Consider the following 12,413-nt stretch of genomic DNA (forward strand, 5'->3'; position numbering starts at 1 on the left):
AGGGCGCGACGTCGCGGCTGCGGACCGTCTCCGGGGGCTGGCGCATCGGTCACCTGCTCATCGGCCGAGCTCGATCAGCTCGTAGCCGAGAAAGCGCTCGGTCTGCTCGACGAGCGTCTGGAAGAAGCGCATCGGCTTCTGCTTGATCAGCCGCGCGCGGAGCTGCGGCACCCACTTGCCCGGATGCCGTTCGATGAAGTCGCGGGCGGCGCGGCGCCACGGACCCGGGTCGGCGCCTTGCCCGGAGGCCTCCGCCTCACGGTGAGCGAGGAAATGCAGGAACTCGAGCTGCGTGGCGAGATGGTCGGGCAGCTCGCGCGGCGATTCCGCGAGGGTGAGGCCGAAGTGATTGTAGAAACGCACGCACTCTTCCATGGTCTTCATGCGTGCCGAACCGTAGAGCCCGCCACACAACGGGCACGGCGGGCCACCTGCACCGACGTCGAAGAGCCGCGTGTACTCGACGGCGAGGTCGTCGTCCCCGGCGCCCGCGTCGGCCAAACCGCTCCAGTCGGCGCTCGCCATCTCCGGGTGAATTCCCACCAGCGCGTCCTGCATGGCGCGGGCCATGAGGCCGCCGCGGACCACCTCCACGAACTCGCGATCGGGATAGTCGAACGCGCGCACGACGAGCAGGTAGGCGCGGCTGCGCGCGCCGGCCCGCTGGGTTGGCGGGGAGGCGCCGGTCGTGTCCGTTCCCGCTTCGGTCACATCCGCCTCCTCATGCCACCCTCTCCAGGTCGACGGTGCCGCCGCGCGGATGATGGCTCGGCGCGCCGTAGATGACCCGGTAGTGGAGCTGGTCGTAATCGCCGGCGAGATGCAGCGGTTTCCACGGTGCGGGCACCGGCTCGCCCTGCCCCTTCCAATCCTTGTGCTGGTACGGCTCCCAGGCGTGGTAGACGAGGAGCTGCCCCGGCTGGACGCCGCGGGTCAGCTTGGCCACCGCCTGGAACTCGCCGTTGTCGTTCCACACGCGTACCCGATCGCCGTCGGCGATACCGCGCGCGCTGGCGTCGCGCGGCGAGACGAACACCGCCGGCTCGCCCCGTTGCAGTCGCAGCATCAACGGCGAGTCGCGCCAGGTGGCGTGAATCGACCAGCGCGTATGCCCGCCGGTGAGGCGCAGCGGGTAGTTGCCGCCGGCCGCGGGCGCTTCCTTGTGTACGGGCAGAGCTTCGCCGGCCTCGAGGTACCACGGGTGATCGAGGAGGAACTGCTGGCGTCCGGTGAGCGTCGGCCACACCTCTTTCTTCTCGATGAAGCGCGCATGCGGATACAGAGTACGCTTCGGATCGAAGTCGGTGGCCACGGCGTAGAGCACGTTCGGGCCGCCGTCCTGTTCGACGATCGGGAGCATGCCGCGCTCGAGCATCTCGGCCCAGCCTTTGTTGCCGGTGACCGGCGTGTTGCGCAGAATGAAGTCGAGCGCCGCTTTGGGGTCCTTCTCGTTGAACTTGCCGCCGTCGCTCCAGCCGTCGTAGATGCTGGAAAGATCGACCTCCCCGCCCATGACATCCTTGACGGTCGACACGCCCCGGGCCTGCGCGCGCTCCTGAATCTTGCGCGCAAGGAGGCCGAAGATCTCCCACTCGGGCTTCGACTCGCCGAGCGGATCGACCGCCTTTTCGCAGGCGAGCAAGAACGGCAGATAGGCCTGCGAATACTTCAGGGAGTCGCGCTCGTAGTACCCGGAGGCCGGCAGGATGACGTCGGCGTACAGGCCCGAGGTGCCGAACTTGAAATTGACGTCGACCACCATCTTGAGCTTGGGCCAGAGGTGCGCCCGGGCGATCTGCGGTGACGGCCAGCGGCGCAGCGGATTGGGTCCCGTGAACAAGAAGACGCGCGGTTCGGTGCCGGGAAGCGGGCGGACCTGGATCCAGTCCTTCTCGAGTGCCTCCTTCATGTACGCCGCGGTCGGGCGCGGCAGGGCGGGGTCGGTCCACTCGGCCTTGTCCCAGATCGTGTTGTAACCGGCGTGCGTATAAAGGAACGGCATCAAAGGAACGTCGCCGCGTTTGCGCGTCGTTTCGATCAGCAGCGACTCCATGTCGCGCCATCCCCAGCGCCCGAGCGCCATCATGACCATGGCGCGGGCCTTCTGCAGGATAGGCAGGGAGTCCATCCCTCCGGCCAGCATGTCGAAGCCCTTGACCGGCCACCAGGAGGCGACCCGCAGGCCGCCGCCCGACTTCCCCTGATTGCCGGTCAGCGCCATGAGCAGAATCTGCGAGCGCTGGAACAGGTCGCTGTGGAAGTGTTTGCAGGCGCCCCATGACGAATAGATCATCGCCCGCGGCGCCGCGGCCAGATCGCGGGCGGTCTTGCGAATCGTCCCGGCACCGACACCGGTGATCTTAGCCGCCTGCTCGGCCGTGTAGTTTGCGTCGAGATGCTCGCGGAGATGCACCAGCAGCGGACGCACCGTCACCGCGCCGCCGTCCGCCAGCTTGACCGTCCAGCGCCCGCTGAGCGCCGGCCGCACGCTGCCGAGGGCGATGCTGCGGCTGCCCTCGCCGCGGCACCCGGGCACGGGTGCGAGAGCGTCGGCCGTCTCGTCCCAGAAATAGAGCAGCGCATCGCTGCCGCCGCGCTGCACGTCGACTCCGCGCAGATAACGACCGTTGTCCTCGCGCACGAGGATCGGCAGGTCGGTCTGCTCGCGTACGTAGTCGGCATCGAAGAGGTTCTCGGCAATGATGACCTGCGCCATACCCAGCGCGAGGGCCGCATCGGTTGCGACGCGCGGATTCAGCCACGTATCCGCGTGAATAGCGGTGGCATTATAGTCGGGCGCCACCACCACCAGGCGCGCACCGCGGTAGCGCGCTTCGTGCATGAAGTGCACTTCCGGCATTCGCGTGTAGGCGGGATTGCCCACCCAGACGATGATGTAATCCGACTTGAACCAGTCGCTCGAGGTGCCCTCGACGTTGTACATGCCCCAGGTCTGCACGGCGCCGTACGGCATGTCGCCGACCCCGCCCCAGGAGTCGATCACGGTCGAGTTCAACTGGCGAAACAGCCGCATCTCCGCGGCGGTGTCGGCGCCGAAGTCGATGTTCGTCGTGCCGTGGTCGTAGACGATTGCGCCGGTGTTCTGCTCGACCGCGGCATCGATCATCGCGTCGGCGACGGTCTGCAGCGCCTCGTCCCAGGGGACACGCTTCCACTGGCCCGAGCCGCGCTCGCCGACGCGCTTGAGCGGATGCGTCACGCGCGACGGTTCGTACATCAGGTGCGTGTAGCACGCCCCTTTCTGGCAGCCGCGCGGATTGAAGTCGGGCACCCCGGGCTCGGTCTGCGCGTAGATCGCGTTCTGCTCCTCGCGCCACGCCACTCCATCTTTCACGAACACGTTCCACGAACACGCCGAGATGCAATTGGAGCGCGCGTGCGAGGTACGAGCGATCTTGTCCCAGCGCCACTTCTCGGCATACACGTCGCGCCAGTCCTTGTAGGCGGGCGGCGAACCGACCAGCGGGGCGGTAAGCGGGACGAGGCCGTCGGCCGTGGCAGCGGCGCCGCGTGGGCGCAGAACGCTGAGCCCGAGACCGACGGTAGCCGCGCCGGCGATGCCGCCGGCCAGCAGTTGACGACGAGTGAGTGAAACCGAACTCATATACGTGCGACCTCCACCCGCGTGTCGCGGTCGGTGTGGCTGGGTTGCATACAGATCACCATCGGCCGCAGGTGGAACTGCCCGCCGGCCAGCTCGACGGGATTGAGCGGGGAGGGGATGAGGTTCTGGAAGCCCTTGCCGTCCTGAAACTGGTAATTCTCCCAGGCGTGATAGACGATGAGCTGCCCGGGCCGCAGCGCCGGCGACACCTTGGCCATGACCTGGAATTCGGCGATGTCGTTCCAGACGCGGACCCGCATGCCGTCGAAGATGCCGCGCGCATCGGCATCCGCCGCCGATATGTACATCACCGGTACGCCGCGTTGCTGGCGCAGCATGAGACGGTCGTCGCGCCAGGCGGCATGGATACTCCAGCGCGTGTGTCCGCCCGACAGGACCAGCGGGTAGCGGCCGCCGGCGATCGGCGGTTGTTTGTGCGTCGGCAGCTCCTCGCCCATCTCCAGGTAGAGCTCCTGGTCGATGTAGTACTGCTGGCGGCGCGACAGCGTCGGGTAGGGGATCTTGCCGTAGACGTGTCGGGTCAGGGGAGTAATGGTGTCGTCGGGGCGGATTTCGGTCGCGTTGCCGACCGAGGCGGCGCTGTGGCCGATGTCGGTGTAGCGCGCCCAGCCGCGGTCGCGCAGTTCCTCCCAGGTGACGCCGTCGAACGTGCTCGAGGCCTCGTGGATCGCGCGGGCAACCTTGTCGTCGTCCTCCGGACCGAACGTGCCGCCCGCGGTGAACCGATCGCCGACGTCATGCAGCCGGCGCGTGTTGCCCCGGCGGTCGGTGTAGGTCGCGATGCCGCGTTCGTTGGCGCGCTTCTGGACCGTCATCGCCAGCCGGGCGAGGATCTCCCAGTCCGACTTGGCCTCGTAGTACGTGGTCATTTTCGCGCCGGCGTGGGCGAACGGCATCAGCGGCGTCACCCACTTGTGCTCGGTGCGCTCGTACCAGGCGGCCACCGGCAGGACGTAGTCGGAGTGCATGGCGGTCGAGGTCATGCGGAAGTCGAGCGTGACGATCGTCCGGAGCTTCGGCCACAGATGTTCGAGCACCAGGGGGTAACAACGGATGCGGCGCAGCGGATTGCTACCGTACACGAACATGACGCGCGGATCGTCGCCGGGCTTCGGCCAGACGTACTGCCAGCCGTTTTTCAGCGATTCGTCGAGCACCTCGCGAACCGGCCGTTTCAGGTACGGGTCCCAGTCCTGCAGGTCATCGCTCGCATTGAGCAGGCCGGCGTGCACGTACCAGAACAGCGCCCCGCAGGCGAACATACCCGACTGGTTAGCCTCGCGGCCGCGCTCGTAAATGGCCATTTCCTCGGTGAGGCCGGCCCAACGGTGCTTCTGGTGCTTGAAGAGGGCGCCGGCAATGAGCTGCAGGCGCTCGGTGAGCGGAAACAGACTCAGCGCCATCCGCTCGAGTCCGTCGTTGACCAGGAACGGGAAGCCGACGAACCCGCTACCCTTCTTGCCGTAGTTGCCGGACAGGGCAAACACGAGCGCCTGCGTCCGCTCGATGAGATTGCCGTGATAGTGCTTAGAGAAGTTGCTGGTGGTCGTCATGCTGACCGCTTTGGCGGTGCCGATGCGGCGCGCCAGGTTGCGGATCAGGCCGGGAGGGGTACCGCAGAGCTTCGTCGCCTTTTCGGGGGCGTAGTCCTTTAGCCGCTCGCGCAGCAGCGAGAAGACGGTGCGCACCGGCACCTTTGTGCCGTCGGCGAGGGTGGCCTCGAAACGGCCGTCGAGCACGGGTTGCAGGCCCGACAGTTCGAGACTCTGGCGCGGCGCCGCCACGACGCCGCGCGTCTGGTCGTAGACGAACAGCTCGTCCTCGTCGCCGCCGTCATCGAGGTCGGCCCCGCGCAGGTAACGCCGGGTGTCGTCGCGGATCAGAAACGGCAGGTCCGTCTGCTCGGTAACGAAGTCGCGATCGACAAGGCCTTCCTCGACCAGGACGTGCGCCAGGGACAGGCCAAGCGCGGCGTCGCACCCGAGTTCGACGGGCACCCAGAGGTCGGCATGGACCGCGGAGGCGCTGTAGTCGGGGCTGATGCAGACGATATTCGTGCCGTGGTAGCGCGCTTCGAGCAGGAAGTGCGCATTCGGGATCTGGGTACAGATCGGGTTGCCGCCCCAGATCAGGATGAGGTCGGAGAAGAAGTAGTCGTCGGCCGAGCGCTCGAAGACGATCTTGCCGAAGGTCTCGCCGACGCCGCGGTGGCCGTCGCCGATTTCCGTGTTCATGTCGAGCGTGGTCGAATCGAGCAGAACGCCGATCCGCTGTTGCGCCGCGGCCATGACGCCGGCCGTGTAGAGCGGCCCCAGCTCCCAGATCACCCGGTCGCTGCCCTCGCCGCTGACGGTGTCGATCACCGAGTCGGCGATCTCCGTCAGGGCCTGGTCCCAGGGAATGCGTTGCCACTTCCCGGACCCGCGTTCGCCGACGCGCTTGAGCGGGTGGCTGACCCGGGACGGATCGTACATGCGCTCGCTGAAGCAAGCGCCTTTCTGGCAGCCGCGCGGGTTGAAATCGGGGACGTCCGGGCGCACCTGCGGGTAGTCGGCCGCCTGCTCTTCGCGCCAGACGACACCGTCTTTGAGGTAGACGTTGAACGAGCAGTGGGCCTGGTACCAGCAGTTGACGAAGTGCGAGCTGCGAACGATCTTGTCCCAGGCCCAGCGCTGGCGATAGACGTCGCGCCAGTCGCCATAGACGGGGGCGGCCGCCGCGGTCGCCGCCTGCGTTGCGCCCGCGGCGGCGTCGGCCGCGGCGGGACGCAGGCGGATCATGCCGAGACCGGCCCCGGCCACGCCGGCAGCGCCCACGCGGAGGAAGTCGCGGCGGCTGATGTGCATGACGCTCAGCCTTTCGTCCACTCGATGGTCGCCGGATCGCGATCGAATCCGCCGAACATGCTCTTCCATTCGTAGGCGATCAGCAGGTCGAGCAGCTCGGACTTGCCGCCGCCGCGCACTTTGGCGACCTCCGACTTGATGGTGCCGAGCGCCTCCAGTGCCCGCGGGCCGAACAGGGAGACGAGGTACTCGTCGGGAATGCGGGGCCTGGATTCGTCGATCTCGCCGTTTTCGTCGAAGCGGGGCGGCGACATCGGCGGAACGTAGAAAACGTTCGGTTCGGTTCCGAACTCCGGATGCAGGGGAATCGCCACCCTGTACTTGTCGACCAGCTTCCAGATCGGTCCGTTCTGGTCGTCGCGGTAACCGACGAAGCGCACGCGGCCGGGGCACTGCCGGGCGCAGGCCGGCGCGACGCCCTTCTCGACGCGGGGAAAGCAGAAGATGCACTTCTGCGAGATCTTCCGCGTCTCGTTGAAATAGAGCTTCTTGTACGGACACGCCTCCATGCAGAAGCGGTAGCCGCGGCAGCGGTCCTCGTTGAGGAGAACGATGCCATCCTCTTCGCGCTTCTCGATGGCCTTGCGCGGGCAGGCTTCGAGGCAGGCCGGGTGCGTGCAGTGGTTGCAGATGCGCGGCAGGTAAAAGTAGTACGCGTTCGGGTATTCGCCGGCGCCCTGGTCCTCGTCCCAGTTCGGCCCCCAGTCCGGCTGTTCGCCCTTGATCTGGAGGTGGGCCGACGAGCCCTTACCGCCGAAGAAGACCTCTTCGTGGTTGAACTCCCAGGCGTCGCCGAAGTCGCCCCGGGTGGGGATGCGGCTCGGCCGGGCGTCGCCGGCGGTGAAACCGCCGCCCATGGTCTCCCAGTCGCGCGGCGTACCGCGGCCGGGCATGGTGTTGACGCAGTTCCACCACATGTAGTCCATGCCTTCGTCACGGGTCCACAATCGTTTGCAAGCAATGGTGCAGGTCTGACAGCCGATGCACTTGTTCAGATCCATCACCATCGCGATCTGGCGTTTCGGGCTGCTCACGGCTTCCTCCTCACCGCTGGGCGGGTTCGATGGTCAGGTCGGTCCAAACCGGCGAGAACGCTTTGATGCCGGCGCGTTCGCTGTTGGCCCCATCCCAGACCGCGATCGAGAACTGCGCGGGGGCGCCGGGTTGGACGTTGGCTACCGGCTCGGGCGAGTCGACCCGCAGATCGCGTGCGATCACGACCTGCCAGCGCCCGTCGTTCCAGGCGGCGCGGGTCCGCACGCGGTCGCGGTCGACGATACGCGTGGTTCCGAAGCCTTCGGCAACGATGTGATTGCCGGCGTCTTCGTCGGCGCGCCAGTACCAGACGTTGACCGGGGCGCCCTTGGCACCCATGAGCACCAGCGGCGCGTCGGGCACGGTGGGGAAAAGGATCGCCGCGCCATCGACGAACACATTGTTGTCGGTGATCTTGCGGCTCTCCGTGGGATCGCGCCATTCGAGGCGGAACAGGAGACGTTGACCGTCGTTGAGGGCGGCAACATCGACGCGATCGATCGCACCGATCTTCTTGTCCGCCCACGACGCCTTGATCGCCGCCGTCGGTTGCAACCCGAGCGGGGTTCCGGTCAGCCCGAGTTCCGTGCGCGGCACGTTACGCCACGCCGCACCGGCCGGGTCGAGGAGCGCATCGAGGTTGCGCTCGGAAACGAACGAGGCCTGCATCAACTCACCTCCTGCCGCCCGCGAACGACCTCACCCGCAAGGAGCCGTCCGGAGCGATACGCTTTCAGTCTCTGGATTCGAATGCGAAACCGTATTCGTATTCTTGCCGAGGTCCGCGGGGTTTTCCAACTCGGAAATGCACAACTGCGCTATCCAGATGCGACGCCGGAGTCAATACGTTTGTTGCCGATCCGGAGGAAAATTCGGGTGCCCGAATCCGCCGGGCCAGGGAGCGGACGGGAGCGCACCGGCGGCGCGGCGGCTCCCTCCCCATCTCAAGAAAGCAGGCACCGAATCGACGCTAACTCTGCACGATGTCGGCCGGGTCGCGCGTCAGGTGACCCAGGGCATCGGTCCAGCGGTACAGAATGAGCTGATCCAGAATCTCCGAGCCCTGACCGCGGCGTTTCTTGTCCAGTTCCGCCTTGAGCGCGTCGACCACGCCGTGGACTTCGGGTCCGAACAGCGACTCGAGATAGTCGGGCGGAATGCGGTCGGCGGACTCGTCGAAGCTCCCGTCCGCGCGCAGCGGCGCCGGCGACAGGGGCGGAACGTAGTACACGTTCGGCTCGGTACCCCGCTCCGGGTGGAGCGGAATCGCGACCTTCCACTTGCGGACCAGGCGGTGGACGGCCGAGCCCTCGTCATCGAGGAAGCCGATGAAAGCCGCCCGGCCGGGGCACTGCCGGACGCAGGCGGGGGCGACGCCCTGATCGATGCGTGGGAAGCAACCGATGCAATGCTGGCTGACGCCGCGTTCCTTGTTGAAGTAAATCTTCTTGTACGGGCAGGCGCGGCGGCACATCTGCGCGCCCTTGCAGGCGTCTTCGTCGCGCAGCACCAGTCCGTCCTCCGCCCGCTTGAACAGCGCATCGTGCGGGCAGGCCTCGACGCACGAGGGGTGCGTGCAGTGGTTGCAGAGGCGCGGCAGGTAGAAGAAGTACGCGTTGGGAAACTCGCCGCCGCCCTCGTCCTCGTCCCAGTTCATGCCCCAGGACTTGGCGTCACCGGTCTTGTGCAGGTGCGCCTTGCGACCGTGCCCGCCGCGCAGCACTTCGTCGTAGTTGAACTTCCAGCCGCCGCCGACTTCCTCGTCCGTCGGCAGCCGGCCGAGCGACAGCTTGCCGCTGGCATCGTACCCGCCGCCCATGGTTTCCCAGTCGCGCGGCGTGCCGCGGCCGGGCTGCGTGTTCACCGTCATCCACCACATCGGCTCGGTCCCGGGATCCTCCCCGACCCAGTGCACCTTGCACGCCACCGAGCAAGTCTGACAGCCGATGCACTTGTTCAGATCGAAAACCCACGCGAGCTGGCGTTTAGCCGTGGTCACCGTTCCCATGTTCATGTCCTCCTGCTCGTCTGGCCGAAGCCGCCGGGCTACGCCCGATCGACCCTCTCGACGTCCACCTTGACGGCACGATCCGCGGGGATCGGTTGCCACGAGAAGAGCCGGTAGGTGAGGTGTCCGTACTTGCCGACCAATCCGAGGTGCTTGATATGTCCGGCCTCGAGGTCGGACTGACTCCACCACTGTTCGTGCATGTAGGGCTCGAAGCCGTTGTAGACGATCAACTGCCCCGGGCGGCACGACGGCGTGACTTTAGCCGCTATGCGCATGTCGCCGTAGTCGTTGAACACGCGCATCAGGTCGCCGTTCTCGATGCCGAGTTGTTTGGCTTCCTCGTCGTTGATGAAGGCGAACGGCTCGCCGCGGTGGGTGTTGAGGATGACGTCGTTGGTCATGTTCATCGAGTGGATGCTCCAGCGGTTGTGACCGCTGGTCATCTGGAAGCGCCGTCCGCGGCCGCCCTGCGGCGGGGGCTCCTTGTGCACGGGCAGCTCTTCGCCGGCTTCCAGGAACCACTCGTGATCGATGTAGAACTGCGCCCGGCGCACCAGGGTGTCGTACGGAGTCTTGTCCTCGGTGTGCCAGCGCAACGGGGTGTGCACTTCGTCGGGCCTGATCGTCGATGCCTGCGAGATGCCGTGGCCCACCAGTCCCCAGCCGACGAAGCGGAGTTGTCCCTTCTCGCGCAGCTTGGCCAGCGAGGCATCCTTGGGGAGCACGCCGTAGACGGCATTATCCTTCACGGCCTCGTCGAAGCGGCTCTCCTCGTCCCGCACCGCGCCGCCCTGCGTCGCCCGGTCGAGCAGCCCTTCGAGGCTGCGGACGTTGCCGACGCGGTCGGTGAACGTGGTCATGCCGCGCGCCTTGCCGCGCTTTTCGAGGGCGGCCACCAGACGATAACCGATCTCAAGGTCGGGCAGCGCCTCGCCGACCGGCGGCGTCGCGCGGTCGCAGAGGACGAAGTTCAGGTGATGGACCGAGGGCATACTGTTGCCGAGCTTCTCGTAGTGCTGAGCGGCCGGCAGGATGTAGTCGGAGTACAAACCCGTGGTGGTCATGCGGTAGTCGCATGACACGACCATCTTCAACTTCGGCCACAGGTGTTCGAGCAGCATCTTCTGCCCACCCCGCTGGCGGCGCAGCAGGTTGCCGCCCGACTCGAACAGCACGCGTGGCTCGACCTCGCGGTAAGCCTTCGCGTACCGTTCGTCCCACCACCCGTTGTCGACGGCCTCCTGCATATACTCGTCGAACGACCGCTTCATCGACGGGTCGTGGACGTTGGGGTCGGACCAGCGCTCCTTGTAGCCGCACTGGTAGTACCAGAGGAACGCCGGCGGCATGATCGCGCCCTGCCCGCCCAGTTCGGCGGCCATTTCCGCGGCGCGGTTCTGCATCATCTCCGGCGTCATCGTCGGATCCGCGGACGCCATCATCCGCCGCATGCCGAGAATCATGGCGATGTGCCGTTGCGCCGCCTCCTGCCCCGCTCCCTGCTTGCGGCTCATGAAGGCCTGACCGTCGAAGCCCATGATCGCCCACGAGCGCGTGCCGGTGCCCTTCTTGCCCCAGTTGCCAGTGAGCCCGAGCAGCAAGGCCATGGCGCGCTCCATCAGGTCGCCGTGGTAGTACTTGCCGGAGTTCCAGCCGATGAAGATCTTGGTCCGGCGCGTCGCCACCTTGCGGGCCAGGGCGCGGATGTTGTCGGGGTGCACCTCGCAGATCTCGCCGGCCTTCTCGGGAGTGTAGTTATCGAGCTGGCGGCGCAGCCGCGCGAACACCGGCTCGACCTCGACCGTCGACCCGTCGGCGAGCATGACGCTGAAGGTCCCTTCGAGCGCCGGCTCGACGCCCTGCGTCGCCAGCGTGTGCCGCGGCGCGGTCGCCAGTGTGTTGGTCAGCTCGTCCCACCAGAAGAACTGGTCGTCGCGATCGCCTTCCATCACGTCGCAGCCGCGCAGGAAGCGATTGTTGTCCTTGCGAACCAGCAACGGCAGGTCGGTCTGCTCCTGAACGAACTGCTTCTTGTAGAGGCCGCCGTCGATGATGACCTTGCACATCGCCAACGCCAGGGCGGCGTCGGTGCCGATGCGGACCGGGAGGTGGTAGTCGGCGTGAATCGCGGACGGGGAGTAATCGGGCGCGATGGTGACGACCTCGCCGCCGTTGTACCGCGACTCGGCGACGTAGTGGTACCAGTGGATGTTGGTGTATACCGGGTTGGCGTGCCAGATCAGCGTCAGCTCGGCGAGGAACCAGTCGTCCATCGTCGAGGTCGGGTTGTACAGGCCCCAGGTAAGGTGCCAGCCCGGGCTGAAGTCCTGGAACTCGGCGTTGCCGTCGGTGGTCGGGGTGCCGAGCAGATCGCTGAACATACGGGACGGCGCCGCGCCGGGCTCGGGAGTGAGCAGCGTCAGCACCGACTCGGGGCCCTGCTCCTGGATGGCATCGAGCATGGCGTCGGCGATATCGTCCAGCGCCTCGTCCCACGAGACCTGCTTGAACTTACCCTCGCCGCGCTTACCGACCCGCTTCAGCGGGTGGGTGACCCGGTCCTGCGAATAATGGCAATGACTCCAGCAGGCCCCCTTCTGGCAGCCCATGGGGTTCATGTCTGGCACGCCGGGCTCGATCGCGTGGTGCAGGGACGACTGCTCTTCGCGCACGACCTTGCCGTCGCGCACGAAGACGCGCCACGAGCAGCCGCCGGGGTAGCAGTCCACCGAGTGACTGCCGAAGTGGACGCTGTCCCAGGTGAACTTGTGCCGGTACGCGTCGGCCCAGGTGGCCGTCGCCTTGCTCGACTTGGCCGTCGCTTTGGTCTTCGCACTCATAAGCTCTCCTCCTGCCGCGCTGACATACGGGTCCG

The 12,413-nt window shown here is 66.7% G+C and carries 7 protein-coding genes; all 7 read right to left on the minus strand.

Annotated elements, in window-relative coordinates; genetic code table 11:
* Positions 1-57: 57 nt before the first annotated feature.
* Entirely contained in the window at positions 58-711 is a 654-nt protein-coding gene (locus tag L6Q96_15915) for a molecular chaperone TorD family protein (protein ID MCK6556043.1), read from the minus strand.
* Between the two features lie 10 nt (positions 712-721).
* Positions 722-3,625 carry a molybdopterin-dependent oxidoreductase gene (locus L6Q96_15920; protein ID MCK6556044.1) on the minus strand — a complete coding sequence of 968 codons (2,904 nt, stop codon included), beginning with the start codon at positions 3,623-3,625 and terminating at the stop codon, positions 722-724.
* Complete coding sequence (locus L6Q96_15925; protein MCK6556045.1) at positions 3,622-6,492, minus strand: molybdopterin-dependent oxidoreductase; 2,871 nt, start codon at positions 6,490-6,492, stop codon at positions 3,622-3,624. The genes L6Q96_15920 and L6Q96_15925 overlap by 4 nt, the downstream gene beginning before the upstream one ends.
* 5 nt (positions 6,493-6,497) lie before the next feature.
* Positions 6,498-7,526 carry a respiratory nitrate reductase subunit beta gene (locus L6Q96_15930; GenBank protein MCK6556046.1) on the minus strand — a complete coding sequence of 343 codons (1,029 nt, stop codon included), beginning with the start codon at positions 7,524-7,526 and terminating at the stop codon, positions 6,498-6,500.
* A 10-nt stretch (positions 7,527-7,536) separates the two neighbouring features.
* A complete protein-coding gene (locus L6Q96_15935) occupies positions 7,537-8,196 on the minus strand; it encodes an ethylbenzene dehydrogenase-related protein (GenBank protein ID MCK6556047.1) in 660 nt (219 codons plus the stop codon).
* Positions 8,197-8,497: 301 nt separating this feature from the next.
* The gene (locus tag L6Q96_15940) at positions 8,498-9,541 is read right to left on the minus strand and encodes a respiratory nitrate reductase subunit beta (GenBank protein MCK6556048.1); all 1,044 of its coding nucleotides are present in this window, start codon (positions 9,539-9,541) and stop codon (positions 8,498-8,500) included.
* A 32-nt stretch (positions 9,542-9,573) separates the two neighbouring features.
* Entirely contained in the window at positions 9,574-12,378 is a 2,805-nt protein-coding gene (locus L6Q96_15945) for a molybdopterin-dependent oxidoreductase (protein ID MCK6556049.1), read from the minus strand.
* Positions 12,379-12,413: the final 35 nt, after the last annotated feature.

This window comes from Candidatus Binatia bacterium, assembly GCA_023150935.1.
Taxonomy (GTDB): Bacteria; Desulfobacterota; Binatia; order HRBIN30; family HRBIN30; genus JAKLJW01.

What these genes read in the sequence shown, in the direction of transcription:
- L6Q96_15920 (MCK6556044.1), bottom strand. Translation starts at nt 3,625, where the DNA reads ATGAGTTCGGTTTCACTCACTCGTCGTCAACTGCTGGCCGGCGGCATC.
- L6Q96_15925 (MCK6556045.1), bottom strand. Translation starts at nt 6,492, where the DNA reads ATGCACATCAGCCGCCGCGACTTCCTCCGCGTGGGCGCTGCCGGCGTG.
- L6Q96_15935 (MCK6556047.1), bottom strand. Translation starts at nt 8,196, where the DNA reads ATGCAGGCCTCGTTCGTTTCCGAGCGCAACCTCGATGCGCTCCTCGAC.
- L6Q96_15940 (MCK6556048.1), bottom strand. Translation starts at nt 9,541, where the DNA reads ATGAACATGGGAACGGTGACCACGGCTAAACGCCAGCTCGCGTGGGTT.
- L6Q96_15945 (MCK6556049.1), bottom strand. Translation starts at nt 12,378, where the DNA reads ATGAGTGCGAAGACCAAAGCGACGGCCAAGTCGAGCAAGGCGACGGCC.